A 16,533-nucleotide genomic window follows, 5' to 3' on the forward strand; every position below is an offset into this window, starting at 1 on the left:
CAAGCATTTTATGCTTGCCTTGGGCAGACGATCTATTTTTTATAAAAATGGTGGCTGTTTAACCAATGTTCTATTTAGCTGTTCAAGATATAAAAACGCTCTTTAGCAAGAGCGTTTTGTATTAAAATTCGATGAGACCAAGGCTAATCTGCACAGCTTCATCCACTTTTTCCATCATTTCGTCATCGAGATGGGTAATCTTATCGGTTAAGCGCTGTTTATCAATTGTACGAATTTGTTCTAAAAGAATAACCGAATCCCGTTCAAAGCCATAACGCTTCGCATCAATTTCAACATGAGTAGGCAGCTTAGCTTTTTGAATTTGAGCAGTGATTGCTGCAACAATTACTGTGGGACTAAACCGATTCCCGATATCGTTTTGGATGACAAGCACTGGACGAACGCCACCTTGTTCTGAACCAACAACTGGGGATAGGTCTGCAAAATAAACGTCACCACGTTTGACAATCAAAGGATTACCCTCCGCTTACTAGACGTTCAACTGTATGTTCTGCCTCGAATTCCGCTTGAAATGCTTCAGATGCAATCGTCAAATTTATTTTCGCCATCTCCATATAGCCACGACGCATGGATTCACGAATTTGTCTCTTTTTCCGTTCACGCAAATACATTTTGGTTGCTTGATAAATGAATTCACTCCGGTTAACGTTTTCCTGTTTAGCAAAACCATCTAACTCTGTTAATAGATGTTGCGGTAATTTAACCATTATCTCTGTTGTTGCGCTAGACTCAGCCACAAACAAACACCTCCACCATCACTACACACCATTTTATATCTACCAATTTTAATATTATCATCAAACACGCCTTATGCAAAGAGGATTTATCAATTCTTCTGTATTATCGGCTAAAAAATTAAGTTTTTATGCATAATCTTATTTTTCCAGTAAAAAACCTGTCTTTCAGCTAAATTAATTACAGTAAAGAGTTAATAATCCTTTTAACTTTTCCATTCTTTTTATACACCCTTGGTATCCTTCCTGCTACCATACATGTAATTTCATAATTAATGGTATGAAGCTTTTCAGCAACCTCATTCACAGAAATATACTCTTCTCCCTGCTTCCCAATCAAAGTCACTACCGTCCCTATAGGTAACTCAGCGGGTAGCTTAACCATGCATTGATCCATACAAATTCGCCCAACAATTGGGACTCTTTGCCCCTCGATAAGCACCTCTTGACCTTGTAATTTGCGTATCCATCCATCAGCATAACCAATTGGCAAAGTCCCAATCCATTCATCTTCGGTTGCTTCATAGGTAGCACCGTAACTAAGTCTCTCTCCTTTACTAATCTTTTTAACATGTACAAGTTTTGTATGGAGAGAAAAGGCAGGCTTCAATCTAAATGGCAGCACTGGCTCAATCTCTGGTGAAGGTGTTAGTCCATACATAGAAATTCCCATTCTTACTGCATTATGGTGCGTCTCTGAATGTATTAAAGCAGCTGCACTATTTCCTGTGTGGATAAATTCTGGTCTTGCCTCAAACCAGGAAATCATTTCTTGAAATCGTTCCATTTGCCGTTCAAAATATGCGAAATTCAGCTCATCAGCTGTTGCAAAGTGCGTGTAAACACCTTCTAAACAGAAGCGAGGATCCTCTTTAATTGTGCTTTCTAGCTCCTTTAGCTCGTCTTTATTGCGCACACCTAGTCTTCCCATTCCAGTATCAAGCTTTACATGGATGTCTAACCTAGCATTAGAAGGAAGGATTTCCTTTGCTTCACACAGCCACCGCTGTTGAAAAACGGTTAATGAAATCCGATTTTCAACTGCAATTCTGACGTCTCCTGGTCGGCATATTCCTAACACAAGGATAGGTGCTGCTATTCCTTTTTTCCGGAGAGCAAGGGCTTCATCCAAAAACGCAACAGCTAAATAGGAGGCACCTGAATTTAATGCCTCTCTAGCGACCTCTTCGTCACCATGGCCATATGCATTAGCCTTCACAACTGCAAACACCTTCACACCTTCACCAACATGCCGCTTCATTTCATCCATATTATATGAAATATGATCCAAGTTTATTTCCGCCCAAGTATCTCTATAATAAGCCAATTGGCTGTCCACTAACTTCCCCATCCTTTTAACAGTCATAAATATTACTATTATCAAACTCTCTATATAAATTTGTCAAATTAATTTATTTTTTATCTGAATATTCACAAATAAAAAAGGCTCTTTTCAAAGAGCCTGAAAGTTAATACTTATTTTACTGTATTTCCTTGGACGGAACGGGCGATTGCAGTTAATTCTTCGTCCGTTAAATCATTAGATGCAATTAAATAATCCACTCCTTGATGTGTCCAAGTAATTGTATTATTAGAAAGAGCACCAATCGTGAAACCTAGGTCCACAGGGTCACCACTTACAGATGTTAATGAAGAAGCAGTCCTTACTTCTGCCTTTTCCTGAATAAGTGTAAATGATTTTTCACCATCATATGTTAAAACTACACGCTTTCCATTTTCCGTTTTTATTTCCTTTTGATCAATCAATTCATATTCTGAATACTCAGTAGGATATTTCACTGAGAACTCTTCATCTGCTACTTCTCCCATGACAGGAACTTCTAATTGAGCACTCGTCATATTCTTTTTCATATCAAAGTCTTTTTTATCTAAAGAGGTATTAAATTTCACACCCGTAAATTCAACGGTTACAAGCGCATTTTTATCTGTATCCATTACTTTCACACTTACAGGAGATAGATCTGACTTTTTCAGTGTAATTTCTTGGGTAGGAAGCATTTGGTTATTTTGATATTTCGTTTTTGTTTCAAATATATAATGTTGTTTTGTAGCTTTAAACGTGGCTTCTTTGTCGTCAATAATATCATTTATTAACGATTCATATAAATAAGCCTGACTGCTATTTTTCGGCCACTCGCTTTGAAACTTGAAGCTCTTATTTAGCGCAGGTGTAAGGACAAACACGCCTTCATCATTCCGAAGAATCATTTGGCTTTGATCCTTTTGCGCATTTTTAAGATCTACCTTATAATACATTGGATCCTTGTGCCAAACCTCAATATCATACGTTTGTGGCTCTGTTCCCATCTGCAATGTCATCTTCGCATTTGCCTTATAGCTTTTAATTTCCTCGAGCTTCCCGCTCAACTCCTTCGTTACGTCTTCTTGGGATTTCGTTCCGCAAGCAGACAATGCAATGACAATCAATAGCCCGGCTAACAGCATTAACCACTTTCTTCTCATTCCTTCAACCCCTTTAGTCTCGATTCAGTGTATTGTCCAGCCACTGCACTAAGCCAATTCCTAACGGAAAAATCAGCTTTGATCGCGCGTTTATTGTGGAGGAGATGGAGGCAAGATTTTCAGTTGCAAAAAACCAGCCTTGTCTCTCCTATTGCACTATGAATATATGAGACAACCTTTAAGAATATGCTAAAGGGAATGACAAGCTTTTATTTTTCTTTCAGTTCTTGTTTTTCAATAACAACCTGTGCAACGGCATATTCTTTACTATGGGAAATAGAAAGATGAACACCTTCATTAAACGGTTTGGAGATAAACGGCTTCCCTTTCTTATCTTTTTCGATTTCAATATCTAAAAATGACAAATTCCCGCCTAAACCTGTTCCTACTGCTTTCGAAAAGGCTTCTTTTGCCGCAAAACGTCCGGCTAAATACTCAGCTTGCCTTTCTTCTGTCAAACTGTTAAAGATCTCCTTTTCCTTCGCGGTTAATATTCTGTCAACAAACTTTCGCTGTCTTAAATAAATTTTTCTTATTCGATTAAGCTCTACAATATCTATCCCAATACCAGAAATCATTGGACATCATCCTTCTAATTAAATTATTCTATGCATAAACAATTAAGAGAAAAGAAAAGCGCAAGCGCCTTGGTCATCGCCGTACAAACTGGAAGGACCGGTTCTTTCGATAAAGGAAACACGGTGAGCGAGAGCGAACCGATGTTGACTTATCGTAGGGAGGGGGCCTGAAGTTTGATAGGCGATAGGCGCTGGAGCTAGACAATTCTCTAACTTCAAAGTTATACTTTCTTATCCTTTAATACAGGGAGGACCCACATGTTCACTAGAACGGAGAGCTTTAAACAATTTCTGCGCTATTACCCAGTAGTTTCTATCATTGTTTTCATTCATATTGTACTTTATTTAATATCCATCCTGCCATTTCTTCCAAACACATGGCTCTTTGAACATTTTGCTGGGGTGAATTTATATATTGTAGAAGGGGAATACTGGCGGTTGCTTACACCTATTTTTATGCATAGCGGCTTTTCTCATGTACTTTTTAACAGCTTTTCACTCGTCTTATTCGGCCCTGCTCTAGAGCAGATATTAGGGAAAGGCAAGTTTATCTTTGTTTATGTAACTGCTGGGGTGGCCGCAAATGTAGCTACATTACTTTTCGAGCCATTAACTTATATTCACGTTGGAGCTAGCGGGGCAATTTTTGGGTTATTTGGCTTTTTCGCAGCCATCATTATGTTTAGAAAAGACTTGATTTCTTATGCAAATGCACAGCTCATTTTAACTATTACTATCATCGGTGTAATTATGACCTTCTTGCAGCCGAACATTAATGTAGTTGCTCATTTAATTGGGCTCTTAGCTGGTTTTCTAATCGGGGCTGGCTTACTCTCGAATAAAAAAAGACCAACCTTTTCATTTAACCGTCCCTCTTCCAATCGTTTTGGAAACCATCGTCCTTCATTAAAAGAAATCGCTCTTTCTAAACGATTGCTATGGGGCATTATCATTATTCTAGCATTAGTAGGATTTTTATTCAGATAAAAAGGGGCATTTTCAGCCCCTTTTCCAATTCATTATTTATATTCTTTATACTCATCCCAAAGTTCTCGGTTTCCCCGATTGCTTAACTCTGCTATTTGCTTGATGCCACTTTCTAACTTTTCATCGACAACACTTGCATCACTAATATGCTTAATAATCATTTCATTTGCTTCATCAAAAGTTGATCTTGTTTCTCTGATTTCATTCATTACATCATTTGAGTAGTCACGCTGCTCCTCAATGGTGCTAATAACATCCTTAACCTCTGTTTGGACATTATTAATGACAGACAAAATATAATCAATCGTACTTGTTGTATTTGTGCTTAGTTGAATTCCTTCTTCAATTAGTCCTGTACTCATTTTCGTCGATTGCAAGGACCCATCAATATCCTTTTGGATATTTTGTGTCAGCACACTAATATTGTGCGTACTTTCCGCCGTATTTTCTGCCAGCTTTCGAACCTCTTCAGCAACGACAGCAAAGCCCTTCCCGTGCTCTCCAGCTCGTGCCGCTTCAATTGATGCATTAAGTGCAAGAAGATTCGTTTGGTCTGCAATTTCTTTAATTACTTTAACAATCATTTCAATTTCTTTTGACCGCTCATTTAATTGATTCATTTTAACAGAGGTTTCATGCAGCTGTTCACCAAGCTTTGCGATAAGACCCTCTACTTTACTTACAGAATCTCTTCCTTCTTCTGATATTTTCACCATGTCTACTGTAGATTCAATTAGGCTCTGGCCCTTTTCATGAAGTCCAATGGATTTATCATAAGACATTTGACTTATGACATTCACTTTATCAAATCGCTCCATGATTTTTCCAACTAAATCAGCAAGAATATTATGCTGTCCATTCACCATTTCATGCTGTTCAATTGCAATATTTATTTCATTATTAAAGCTTTCAATAAAACTATTAAGATATTCTTCATTTTGCTGAGCTTTTTCAAATATAGTCTTTAAGCGATTTTTCAACTCCGTATTTTCCTCTTGAAGCTGTGTCGATCCTTTTTTTGTTTTAAACATAGTCAGTCACTCCATTGTTCAATTTTCATACCACTTCAACCCGTTTTTCTATATATGTTATTGGAATCAGCTAGGTCTTATCCCCTACACCGAAATGGATTCGAAAAATCTGGGAGGGGCAACTCAATTTAAAACATAGTCCATTATTACTATCGGTTATTTTACCTTTTTATTTATTGATTTGAATCAAGAATTGAAGAATATTCAATAATTTTTTAATTTTTCTCGATTACTTTGTATACGAGTACCATTCATATATACCTTCTACATCCTTCTTTTCCAAATCAACCACTCTCCCACCAGTTCCACCTGAACCAGACATCACCGTTGCTTCAATCGAAGCCAATTTATTTTTATTTTGAAAATAGCTTTCTTTCATTACTAGTGATTGAATTCGATTTCTTTTCATAAAAATCGTATTTCTTATTATGGTTCGGTATCTCAAAGTCAGCTGCTGGTGATCAACCTTCCAGCCCGCGTCCATAAATTTTAAATACGACAGGAACATCGCAGGGATGACGATTAGAAGCGATAAATACCCCCATGGCCTAAAGAAAAGTACTGAAACAGCCATGATTGGCAGCATATATACAAATCCTCTAAATAAATACCGTTTTAAAGATCTTCTTGGAGCAGATAAAATGGAAGTCTCCAAATTATATTCAGGTAAATACGGAGATAAAATAGTCGTAATAACATTCCTTTTCGCGATTGGCACAAGCATTTCACGAGTACTTTCTGTATCAGTTGCAGATCCGCCAGCACTTTCAATATATACTGTACTTAATCCCAATGGCTGCCTTATGAGGTTTTCACTTATTCGAATCGCCTGAATGCGATGCAAAGGTATCGTAAGCTGCCTTTTTTCAAGCAGCCCTCTCGTAATAATGAAGTCATCTTCGTTCTTCTTTACAGTAAATCCAGCATACTTAAGCATCGTTCCAATCAGCGCAGCTGCCCACGCAACTAAAAAGCCAATAAATACAAGTAAACTGACAACAAGAACCCCACTTGAAATAAAATTCTCCAGCCCGTTGAAAACTTTTTCATAAGGAATAATTTCCTCAAATTGAAAGATAAATGCAATAACTGCAGAAATAACTACCCCTACTCCCCCGGACGTAGATGCAAGCAGAAAAAGCTCCTTCGGTGTTATTTGATAAAGAATGGTTTCTTTCTCATCTTTAACCACTTCTTGCTCGTCTATTGAGGTGCCATCTTTAGCGAAGGATAAAGCTTGTTGAATGATAGTTGCTTGACTCTTTGAAATAGCTGTTAAAACAGCCTCTGCCTCTCCACTTGAACCGGCGGTTTCAATTTTCACCTTCACTAGGCCAAATGGGCGCTGTAAAATCCCTTCTGACAAATCAAGACTTTGTATTCTTTCAAAGGGAATATATCTTTTCTTTCGTACAAACACGCCGTATTCAATCCGCAATTCCCCATCTTCTAAACGATATGTAAATCTAAGCCATGTAAGAATTCCAATGATCAATACTAAAACAATGACCCCTAAGGAGGCGAATAACTGAAATAAGCCGTTTTTGCTCCCAAATACAACAAATACTAGAAAGGGAATGATTAATTCCTTTAACTGTTTTATACAGTTAATGACAGCAGCTATGGGATGAAGCCGTTTTGGTTCAGACATCCTCATCAGCCACCCTCGCTAGCTTCGAAATGAAAAAACGCAGCTCCTCTGCTTCATCCATCTCCAGTGCCGGAATCTCATGAACGGTTGCGGCAGTAGATACGGTTATGGTTGCTAACTGATATTTCCGCAAAATTGGTCCTTGCTGCGTATCAACATGTTGAACTCGTATCATAGGAACTAATGTTCTTTTTATGATAAATACGCCATGCTGAAGCTCAATTTCATTTTCACGCACCTCATACCGCCAGCGCTTCCACCGTATTGTTGGAAGAAGCATAATAAAAAGATAGGCATACAACAGAAAGGTAAGAACGGCGATCCCAATAATCCAGCCCGGCCAATCAAAGATAATTGTAAGAGCGATCGCTGCTCCAGATACAAGGAAAGCAAAAAATGAATGAATAGCCCCTGATATCCTCCAAACGGTCAGCCCCTTCTTTGAAATTCTTTTTTGTGGTTCCAAAATCATGTGTAACCTCCTAATAATTAACTACTCTTATTAGTATACATGACCGAAAAAGGCATGTATAAACTTTAAAAGAAAACATAGAAAAAAAGAGAGCACTCTCTATGCTCTCTCTTTTGCTTAACGATAACTATTAGAATTAGATCGATTATTATTGTTATTATTGTTATTGCTGTTGCTATAGCGTTTATTTTGGGATCCTTGGCGTGATCTTACTGGCGCCTTTTGTCTTCCTCTTTGACCGCCATATGATTTATTTTTGTCATCAAATCTGCGTTCTCTTTTTTGTGGCAGCGGTTTTTCTTCTGTTAACTTGACTGGCGTTGTATCAGGTTCTTTTGTTAACATCTTTAATACTGCTTGAACAATCGTTGTTGCATCTTGCTGCTCTAATAATTCTTCAGCTGCTTGTTTATAATATTGCAGATTATTCGATTCCACAGATTGCAGAATTCGTTCGATAACAGCTTTTTGCTGACCTTCTAACGCCTCATCTAAAGTTGGTGGCTTCATGCGTTCCATTTTCCGTTTGGTTGTTCTTTCAACTACCTGCAGATATGATTTTTCTCTCGGTGTAATGAAAGTCATTGCTACGCCTGTTTTGCCAGCACGTCCGGTACGTCCAATTCGATGAACATAGCTTTCCGGATCTTGTGGAATATCGAAATTGTATACATGTGTAACACCTGAGATATCCAAACCACGTGCCGCAACATCTGTTGCCACTAGCACATCAATAGAGCCTTCTTTAAATTTGCGTAATACAGACATCCGCTTCGCTTGACTTAAATCGCCATGAATTCCCTCTGCATTATATCCTCTAAGGTTCAACGCCTCTGCCAATTCGTCAACCCGACGCTTTGTTCGTCCAAATATAATAGCAAGTTCAGGTGATTGAATATCAAGCAATCTTGTCAAAATATCAAATTTACTTCTTTCCTGTACTTCTAAGTAATACTGCTCAATTTGCGATACAGTTACTTCCTTTGTTTTCACACGGACGATTTGTGGTTCTTTCATAAAACGTTCAGCAATTTTTTTGATCGGACCAGGCATTGTTGCTGAGAACAAAAGAGTCTGGTGTTCTTCAGGAATTTGTGCAAGGATTGCCTCGATGTCCTCAATGAATCCCATATTCAGCATTTCATCAGCCTCATCGAGAATCACTGTATGAACATTTTCTAGACGTAACGTTTTTCGGTTAATATGGTCAAGCAGTCGTCCTGGTGTACCGACAATAATATGAGGACGGTTTTTTAACGCACGAATTTGGCGATTAATATCTTGGCCGCCATAAATCGCTAACACTCTTGTTCTTTTTCCATAGCCGATTTTATACAATTCTTCCGATACTTGAATAGCAAGCTCACGTGTTGGGGCAATGATAATTCCTTGAATCACATCTTGACTGTAATCAATTTTGTCGATCATCGGTATACCAAACGCTGCTGTTTTTCCTGTTCCTGTTTGAGCTTGTCCGATCAAATCTTTGTTTTCTAGACTCAAAGGAATCGTTTGTGCTTGAATTGGGGTCGCTTCTTCAAATCCCATTCTCTTAATAGCCTTCATCGTTGCAGGGCTGATGCCCAAATCTTGAAACTTTGTCAATGTGTTCATTCTCCTTCTAATCTTCGTAGAGTATTTTCCATTAATACAGGAAAGATATTTTCGTGAATTGGGTACGAGGATGATTCTTCATTTGTTTTCAATAGAGAAATCTTTACCTTACATGAAGAAACCCGCTTGAGAGGAAGGATGTGGCAAGGAGATTGGTTCCCCTTTAAATCTATATATACAAATTCACGTAATGAATGAGTGATCCGCATCCTACTTAATGCAGTATAAAAGTGAAAAAAGACATTCTCCAATTGGAGTATGTCCGGGTTTCTAAAGTGTTCCTCATGATCCTATAAAATTAATTTTATCATTTTCTATACACAATTGCAATCTGAGACAGTATTGGATTCCTTTAATTTCCTAACTGTTTTAAAAATTGGTGCACTTCCATAAAAAGGTCTTCACGTTCCTCACAATGGCAAATTAAATGCTTGGACTTCTTAAAAAATATCAGCTTTTTAGAAGTGGTTCCAATTCGATTATATAAATATTCTGCACTCTTCGGGGGAACTACTCCATCAATTTCCCCTTGTGCAATTAAAGTGGGGATAGTCACTTGAGACAAGATTGGCCGAATCGACGCAACCAATCTTCGAAACTGAATGGTTGCTGTAATAGGGGTAGCCTTGATTTTTCTCCTATATCTAATAAATAGTTCATTTTCTGTTAGCCTTCCCTTTGCTGCGTCCCTCAGGATTTCACCGATATCCTTAAAAAGCTGCTTCGGATTAACATAATAGGCAGCGGCGCTAAGCAGGACTAATTTAGCAACGGGATAATGAACAGACAAATAACTGGCAATTAGTCCTCCCATAGAAAAGCCAATAACATAAACTGTTTCACATTTTTCAATCAGCCTTTGTAATTCATGTTCCGCATGTTCAATCCATTTCTTATATTCTATACCCTTTAATTCGAGCTTATCCCCATGCCCCGGGAGAGTAGGTACAACTATTTCCCAATCCGTACGGTCCTTTAAATAGCTAGCTAAAGGCTCTACCTCATAAGGTGAACCTGTAAATCCATGTATACACATGCAGCCAATCATTTATAATCACCGCCAAATTAAGTTTATTTTGTTTTATTTTACACTAAAAGCTTTTTTCAATACTATTAATAGCACTCATAATTAAATCCCTTCAACTTCTTGTTGAAGGGATTTAATATTAATATCTCAGCCATTTTAATATCTCTTTTGGTGTAGCATTTTTTCCATACATTAAAATACCAATTTTGAATATTTTTCCTGCTAACTTCATAAACAGCCATATACTGATCAGAAGAATAATGATTGAAATAGATATTTCAATCCACGGCCAGCTTTCAAGCACAGATAGCCTCATAATTAATACAGCTGGCGATGTTAAAGGAAAGTACGAGGCTGCTTGTGCAATAATCCCTTCTGGGTCAGATATGACTGGAGAAAACAATGCTGCTGGCAGCCACGGCAATAAAAAAACAATCCCTTGGAAATTACTCGTTTGGTCCATATCCTCGAGAGTGGCACCAATTCCGGCAAAAATAGCAGCAAACAGAAGATAGCCTAAAACAGCAATAAAAACGAGCAGCAAGGTTTCTGGTACTAGCAAATATTCTAGAATCGGAAAATCATTTTTCCAAATGAAAAATGGAACAACTATTAAAATCCATGCAAAAACTTGAGTAATTCCAAGAGCAAAGTAACCGATTATTTTACCTTGCATTAATTCAGAGGAATCTACCGATGAGAGAACAATTTCAGCCACCTTTTCCTTCTTTTCATTAGAGGCGCTTTGAAAAATCATCATTCCTGTCATGACAATAGAAAAAAGAATGATACCTGCAAAAACTCCAGGAACAAGTCTTTTTAACGGATCTTCCTTCACTTCACCAACATCTTTTGATAAAGAAACAGCATCAATTGTGATTCCCTGATTAATGATATCTTTATCTTGCTGTGATAAATGAAGGTTTTCTATTTGCAAGTCTCTTAAAGGCTGCACCAATACATTCACTTGCTTTTCAAAATCTTTATCTATTTCTTCATTTGTATAAACAGTCAGCTTCCCTTGTTCCATCAAATTTTTACTGAAAGAAATATAAGCTGTATTTTCTGTGTTCTTTATTATTTCCTTCATTCCGCTTTCATCAGTTTCCGCCTCTTGAACATCCCATTCAATCCCTTGTGAGAGAAGCGTTTCTTCAACACTTTCCCACGTATTCATTTCATCCTGAATATAAACCTTCACAGGGTCAGATTCACTTTTAAACAAATCCATGAATGATGGCAATGAGGAAAAGATAATAAAAATTAGCGGCGTGATTAACAGGGAAATAATAAATGATTTGTTTTTCATATTTTTCCTATATTCCCACTTTGCTACCTTCATACTGTTACGCACTCTTTTCACCCTCTCCCAATAATTTTTTATCTGTTGCGATATCTATAAAAATTTCATGGAGCGAAATTCTGCTTACTGTTAGCTCTTGAATTTGAATCTCTTCTGGAAGCTGCTTTAACCAAGTGGATGGTTGGATATTTGCCTCCAAGTACAATGTTGCAAGCTCACCGCTCTGCTCGACTCTTTGAACCTGAGGGAGCCTTGCTAAAATACTCTCCTCATTATTCCCGCGGATTACACATTTATAGTTAGCATACTGCGCCTTCACTTCCTCCATCGTTCCGCTGATAACCTTTTGACCTCGGTGTATCATAAATAGACGATCGCATAATTCTTCTACTACATTCATTTGGTGCGCAGATAATAAAATCGCTGTTCCCTTATTCGCTAATTCTTTAATCTCGCTTTTAATCAATTCTTGACTAACAGGATCGAGCCCTGAGAAAGGTTCATCTAAGATAAGAAGGTCAGGCTCATGGATTATCGAAGCAATAAATTGAACCTTCTGTCCCATCCCTTTTGACAATTCTTCAATCGAGCTTTTTTCCTTCCCTTCGAGCCCTAATTTCTTTAAGTATGTCAATGCTCGTTCTTTAGCCTTTTTCACAGGATAGTCCTTCAATTCAGCAAAATAGAGCAGGATATCCATTATGCTAACCTTTTTATATAAACCGCGTTCCTCAGGAAGATAGCCAATTCTATGGCGAGGAATACTTCCTGCTGAGTGGCCATGAAATTTCACTGTCCCTTCATCAGGATGAAGAATTCCCATAATGCTGCGGATTGTCGTCGACTTCCCGGCTCCGTTTGGTCCTAAAATAGCCATTATTTCACCTTTTTTAACTTCAAAAGAAATATCCTTAATAATTTGTTTATTTTTAAAAGATTTACCAACTTGGTTTACTGCCAAAACAGGTCCACTCATTTCCCATTCAATCCTCTCTCCTAATTATGATGCCTTCCCAATAAGCATATAGGTGATAATCTCTTCTATTTCTAAGTTTTTGGCACGAAGCCATTTTAATTGCTTACTTGCTAAATACGACTCTGTTTCTTCTGCACATTTAGAAACTAGAATTCGTTCATTTTTCCGTTCGATTACTCCCGGGATGGGTTCGTTTGGAAGGGAATCCTCCATCCAATATTGCTTATATTGGCTCGTTAATTCTTCTTTTTCGAATTTTCCAAGCAGCTGCCCCTCTTTCATAACAACTACATAATCTGCAAGTTTTCGGATATCCTCAGCCTGATGACTTGAGATAATGATTAATTTTTCTCCTCTTTCCATCCATTCAACAATCACATCTAAGAGCAATTGCTTTGAAGGAATATCCATATGAGCAGTCGGTTCATCAAGTATTAAAATTTCAGCATCCCTAGCAAGTGTTAGTGCAAGATTTAGTTTTTGCTGGACACCTTGAGATAGCTTTCCATATTTTTTTGTCAGCGGAATTTGGTACATCTCCACTAACTGCTCAAATAACGATTGGTCCCATGTTGGGTACCATTTCGAAACAAGCTCCCTAAGCTGGTTTCCATTGAAAGAATCACATCCTACTAGTGTCTGCGGCAAATAGGCAATTCTTTTTTTCCATCCTTCCGCTTCACTATCTATCAGCTGTCCAAATACTTTTATTTCTCCTTCATTTTGTGCAGCTAAGCGCATCAAAACCTTTAATAACGTACTTTTTCCAGCCCCATTGTTACCGACAACAGCAGTGATGGTGCTAGCCTCAAAGGACAGGTCAATTGGTCCTAATTGAAAATCATCTACATTCTTTTTTAAACGATTTATTTCAATCCATTTTTCCATCGTCATCATGTCCGCCTTTCTCTTTCAAACTAGCGATGATTTCTTGAAAAACTGCTTCTATCTGTTCAAGGGTATAATCATGGCGCAGAGCTGTTTCTACAGCTTTTTCAATTGCTTGATAAACTGCGGAAACCGTTACTTCTTCCTTCTTAGATGCCTCAATCTCTGCGACAAATGTCCCTTTCCCTTGAGTCGTTCTTATGAATCCTTGGTATTCAAGATTTTGGTAGGCGCGCCGTGTTGTGATCACACTGATTTCAAGCTCCTTAGACAGAACACGTATGGATGGCAACGGTGTTCCGGCGGGCAGCTGACCTCCTGCAATAAGTGCTTTTATTTGCTCTTCAATTTGGTGATAAATTGGCTCTCTTGATTCCTTTGAAAGGCGAATAGGAAGTTCCACTTAATCGCCACCTTTCTTATTAATCCATTAGTGTAAATAATCCACTTTATCAATTCTTTTGTAGACATAGCCTTTGTAATATAAGAGACCGATGGCAGCCAACAAAATTGAAATAAGAATTGAAGGTAGCGGCCACTCCTTTGCAGCATACATAGTCATTTCGACAATTCCTTTATTAAACACATAATAGATCACTATAAGAACAGCAAGTATCCCACCATAGAATAGGACACTGTAGACGATTGCCTTTAATGTACTAATCTTCTCTCCGACATCACTTGCCGGAAACATGGAACCGCATAATACACCAAAACTAAGCCAGATAATCGAAAATACTAGATATGAACCGACGGGCATATATGCTCTATACTCTGATGAAAGCGTATAGATAAGAATAAGCACTAATATATGAAAGGGAATTGAAATCGTAAAATAACTAATGAATCTGCTCAATACAAGTACATTTTTCTTAACCGGCAATTGGTTAAGCATGATGAAATAAGGGGAGACCCAGATATCTCCTCCCATCCTTTTTAATTGATGCTCCTTTGGTCTGAACGAGGCAGCAAGCACCCAAAAAGTGAACAAAAAGAATACGTCAAAAACAATTGGAACATCTTCCATGATCGTGATCGAAAAAACCTCTGTAAAAAAAATGGCTAATCCAAATGATAAAGCAATAAGTGTAATAATTCCTTTCAATGATGCCTTCACTTCAAACATAGCAAGCCACCGCGCTTGTTTCCACTCGCTCATAGATAAGTCCTCCTATAGCTGTTATACTGTTTATATCTATATACACACTATATGATACATGGAAACTTTTTGCAACTGATTTCTAGTAAAATAAAAAATCCCTATTCAGAAAACTGAACAGGGATTTTTACAATTCTATTGTAATGCCGAGACAACTTCCTCGAGCATCATTCCTCTTGATGCCTTCACTAATATAATTGTGTCTTCATTTACTAATTTTTTCAGCTCATCAATAAGAGGCTGTTTCTCTGTATAAGCAAAAACTCGATTTGCTGGCAAGGAGATTTTTGCCCCTTCAGCAATATGCTTTCCTAGGTTTCCAAAAGTAAAGACATAATCTATTTTATTGGAGTCAATAGACTCGCCCATTTTGCGGTGGAATTCTTCTTCTTCTGGTCCTAGTTCAAGCATATCACCAAGAACAAGAACCTTATTCATATACCCAGGAAGATGGGCAATTAACTCAATAGCTGCATACATCGATGTCGGACTTGCATTGTACGCATCATTAATAATTTTTTCACCCATTTTTCCTTGAAGCAGCTCTGTCCTCATATTTGTCAATTTCAATCCGGTAAAACCGTCATTCATCTTTTCATAAGGAATACCGAAAAAATTGGCAACAGCCATGGCTGCCATCGCATTTAATACATTATGCGTTCCAAGGACAGGAAGAAAAAATGTTGACTCAGAAGCATTGATGACAAACGAGCTCCCAGTATCATTTTGTTCAATTTCCACTGGATAAAGGTCATTTTTGATCGTTCTTCCAAACGTCTTTGTGTCGATACTTCTTTCTAAGTTCTTTAATTGTTGTGTTAATAAAGGTTCGTCCCCGTAATAAGCAAGTAAGCCATTTTCCTGTAGACCGTTAACAATCTCCAGCTTTGCTTCCGTAATCCCTTCTCTTGAACCTAAATCTAGAAGATGGGATTCACCGATATTCGTAATAATAGCAGCCTCTGGCCGTGCTAAGCGGGTAAGAAAATCAATCTCTCCCTTGCTGCTCATCCCCATTTCTAGAACAGCCATTTCTGTATCTTTTTCTAATCCAAGAATCGTTAATGGGAGGCCAATTTCATTATTAAAATTCCCCTCTGTTTTTTGCACTTTGTATTTTAAGGAAAGCAGGTTTGCCGTTATATCCTTTGTCGTCGTCTTTCCATTACTTCCTGTAATCCCAACTACCTTAACATCCAGCTCATTGCGGTATTTACGCGCTAACTCTTGCAAGGCTATCAACGGATCCTCTACAACTAAAATAGGCAAATGCAGTGGCGGGTTAGGAACATCCTTTTGCCAAAAGGCTGCTGCTGCTCCTTTTTTAATAGCTTCCTCTACAAATCGATGACCATCTGAATTTTCCCCCTTAAAAGGAATAAACAGATTCCCCAAATTCAATTTTCTTGAATCAATACTGACACCGCTAATAGCTGTATCTTTAAATGCTGAAACGTCATTCTCAACTTTTATCATCTCAGAAATCTCACGAAGCGTTCGCTTAATCATCTATTTACCTCCTTTTCAGACAGCATTTTATTAATTGTGCATGCGTCATTATGTATAAAAGAGAGCACGCCGAAAATATCGCCGTGTCTTTTCGAATTG

At 37.9% G+C, this 16,533-nt stretch carries 17 protein-coding genes; 1 reads left to right on the top strand and 16 read right to left on the bottom strand.

Going from position 1 to position 16,533, the window contains the following annotated elements; all coding sequences use genetic code 11:
- Positions 1-121: 121 nt before the first annotated feature.
- The 5 genes from ndoA to acpS form a co-directional block, all read right to left on the bottom strand.
- The gene (gene ndoA, locus FI644_RS06990) at positions 122-472 is read right to left on the bottom strand and encodes a type II toxin-antitoxin system endoribonuclease NdoA (protein WP_009336311.1); all 351 of its coding nucleotides are present in this window, start codon (positions 470-472) and stop codon (positions 122-124) included.
- A gap of 4 nt (positions 473-476) precedes the next feature.
- Positions 477-758 (bottom strand): CopG family ribbon-helix-helix protein, encoded by a 282-nt coding sequence (locus FI644_RS06995; protein ID WP_053477859.1) that lies wholly within the window; start codon positions 756-758, stop codon positions 477-479.
- Positions 759-936: 178 nt separating this feature from the next.
- Positions 937-2,082, bottom strand: coding sequence for an alanine racemase (alr, locus tag FI644_RS07000; protein ID WP_305791048.1), 1,146 nt, complete (start codon positions 2,080-2,082; stop codon positions 937-939).
- Between the two features lie 149 nt (positions 2,083-2,231).
- Complete coding sequence (locus FI644_RS07005; RefSeq protein WP_053477861.1) at positions 2,232-3,239, bottom strand: LolA family protein; 1,008 nt, start codon at positions 3,237-3,239, stop codon at positions 2,232-2,234.
- Positions 3,240-3,448: 209 nt separating this feature from the next.
- Positions 3,449-3,817: a holo-ACP synthase gene (gene acpS, locus FI644_RS07010; protein ID WP_053477862.1), complete on the bottom strand. Its 369-nt coding sequence runs from the start codon at positions 3,815-3,817 to the stop codon at positions 3,449-3,451.
- Between the two features lie 258 nt (positions 3,818-4,075).
- Between acpS and FI644_RS07015 the strand changes: the two genes are divergently transcribed.
- Positions 4,076-4,804, top strand: a complete 729-nt coding sequence (locus FI644_RS07015) for a rhomboid family intramembrane serine protease (RefSeq protein ID WP_053477863.1) — start codon at positions 4,076-4,078, stop codon at positions 4,802-4,804.
- A 32-nt stretch (positions 4,805-4,836) separates the two neighbouring features.
- Here the strand turns inward: FI644_RS07015 and FI644_RS27235 are convergent, their stop codons facing one another.
- From FI644_RS27235 to FI644_RS07070, 11 genes are all read right to left on the bottom strand, one after another.
- Positions 4,837-5,835: a methyl-accepting chemotaxis protein gene (locus FI644_RS27235; RefSeq protein ID WP_053477864.1), complete on the bottom strand. Its 999-nt coding sequence runs from the start codon at positions 5,833-5,835 to the stop codon at positions 4,837-4,839.
- 229 nt (positions 5,836-6,064) lie between these two features.
- Complete coding sequence (locus FI644_RS07025) at positions 6,065-7,486, bottom strand: PH domain-containing protein (RefSeq protein ID WP_056682038.1); 1,422 nt, start codon at positions 7,484-7,486, stop codon at positions 6,065-6,067.
- Positions 7,479-7,958, bottom strand: coding sequence for a PH domain-containing protein (locus FI644_RS07030; protein WP_053477866.1), 480 nt, complete (start codon positions 7,956-7,958; stop codon positions 7,479-7,481). Before FI644_RS07030 ends, FI644_RS07025 begins: the two co-directional genes overlap by 8 nt.
- A gap of 117 nt (positions 7,959-8,075) precedes the next feature.
- Positions 8,076-9,563 carry a degradosome RNA helicase CshA gene (gene cshA / locus FI644_RS07035; RefSeq protein WP_053477867.1) on the bottom strand — a complete coding sequence of 496 codons (1,488 nt, stop codon included), beginning with the start codon at positions 9,561-9,563 and terminating at the stop codon, positions 8,076-8,078.
- A gap of 361 nt (positions 9,564-9,924) precedes the next feature.
- Positions 9,925-10,620, bottom strand: coding sequence for an alpha/beta hydrolase (locus FI644_RS07040; RefSeq protein WP_142108199.1), 696 nt, complete (start codon positions 10,618-10,620; stop codon positions 9,925-9,927).
- A 118-nt stretch (positions 10,621-10,738) separates the two neighbouring features.
- Positions 10,739-11,953, bottom strand: a complete 1,215-nt coding sequence (locus FI644_RS07045) for an ABC transporter permease (RefSeq protein ID WP_142108200.1) — start codon at positions 11,951-11,953, stop codon at positions 10,739-10,741.
- Complete coding sequence (locus FI644_RS07050; protein WP_056682022.1) at positions 11,946-12,878, bottom strand: ABC transporter ATP-binding protein; 933 nt, start codon at positions 12,876-12,878, stop codon at positions 11,946-11,948. The genes FI644_RS07045 and FI644_RS07050 overlap by 8 nt, the downstream gene beginning before the upstream one ends.
- Before the next feature lie 24 nt (positions 12,879-12,902).
- Positions 12,903-13,766 carry an ATP-binding cassette domain-containing protein gene (locus FI644_RS07055; protein ID WP_053477948.1) on the bottom strand — a complete coding sequence of 288 codons (864 nt, stop codon included), beginning with the start codon at positions 13,764-13,766 and terminating at the stop codon, positions 12,903-12,905.
- The gene (locus FI644_RS07060; protein ID WP_053477871.1) at positions 13,750-14,169 is read right to left on the bottom strand and encodes a GntR family transcriptional regulator; all 420 of its coding nucleotides are present in this window, start codon (positions 14,167-14,169) and stop codon (positions 13,750-13,752) included. Before FI644_RS07060 ends, FI644_RS07055 begins: the two co-directional genes overlap by 17 nt.
- A 27-nt stretch (positions 14,170-14,196) precedes the next feature.
- Positions 14,197-14,925, bottom strand: a complete 729-nt coding sequence (locus FI644_RS07065; RefSeq protein ID WP_053477872.1) for a hypothetical protein — start codon at positions 14,923-14,925, stop codon at positions 14,197-14,199.
- 135 nt (positions 14,926-15,060) lie between these two features.
- On the bottom strand, positions 15,061-16,434 hold the full coding sequence (locus tag FI644_RS07070; RefSeq protein ID WP_142108201.1) for a UDP-N-acetylmuramoyl-tripeptide--D-alanyl-D-alanine ligase: 1,374 nt from the start codon (positions 16,432-16,434) through the stop codon (positions 15,061-15,063).
- Positions 16,435-16,533: the final 99 nt, after the last annotated feature.

Origin of the sequence: Cytobacillus solani (assembly GCF_006704205.1) — a bacterium.
GTDB classification, from domain to species: Bacteria; Bacillota; Bacilli; order Bacillales; family Cytobacillaceae; genus Cytobacillus; species Cytobacillus solani.

What these genes read in the sequence shown, in the direction of transcription:
- FI644_RS07005 (WP_053477861.1), bottom strand. Translation starts at nt 3,239, where the DNA reads ATGAGAAGAAAGTGGTTAATGCTGTTAGCCGGGCTATTGATTGTCATT.
- acpS (WP_053477862.1), bottom strand. Translation starts at nt 3,817, where the DNA reads ATGATTTCTGGTATTGGGATAGATATTGTAGAGCTTAATCGAATAAGA.
- FI644_RS07015 (WP_053477863.1), top strand. Translation starts at nt 4,076, where the DNA reads ATGTTCACTAGAACGGAGAGCTTTAAACAATTTCTGCGCTATTACCCA.
- FI644_RS27235 (WP_053477864.1), bottom strand. Translation starts at nt 5,835, where the DNA reads ATGTTTAAAACAAAAAAAGGATCGACACAGCTTCAAGAGGAAAATACG.
- FI644_RS07025 (WP_056682038.1), bottom strand. Translation starts at nt 7,486, where the DNA reads ATGTCTGAACCAAAACGGCTTCATCCCATAGCTGCTGTCATTAACTGT.
- FI644_RS07030 (WP_053477866.1), bottom strand. Translation starts at nt 7,958, where the DNA reads ATGATTTTGGAACCACAAAAAAGAATTTCAAAGAAGGGGCTGACCGTT.
- FI644_RS07040 (WP_142108199.1), bottom strand. Translation starts at nt 10,620, where the DNA reads ATGATTGGCTGCATGTGTATACATGGATTTACAGGTTCACCTTATGAG.
- FI644_RS07050 (WP_056682022.1), bottom strand. Translation starts at nt 12,878, where the DNA reads ATGAGTGGACCTGTTTTGGCAGTAAACCAAGTTGGTAAATCTTTTAAA.
- FI644_RS07055 (WP_053477948.1), bottom strand. Translation starts at nt 13,766, where the DNA reads ATGGAAAAATGGATTGAAATAAATCGTTTAAAAAAGAATGTAGATGAT.
- FI644_RS07065 (WP_053477872.1), bottom strand. Translation starts at nt 14,925, where the DNA reads ATGAGCGAGTGGAAACAAGCGCGGTGGCTTGCTATGTTTGAAGTGAAG.
- FI644_RS07070 (WP_142108201.1), bottom strand. Translation starts at nt 16,434, where the DNA reads ATGATTAAGCGAACGCTTCGTGAGATTTCTGAGATGATAAAAGTTGAG.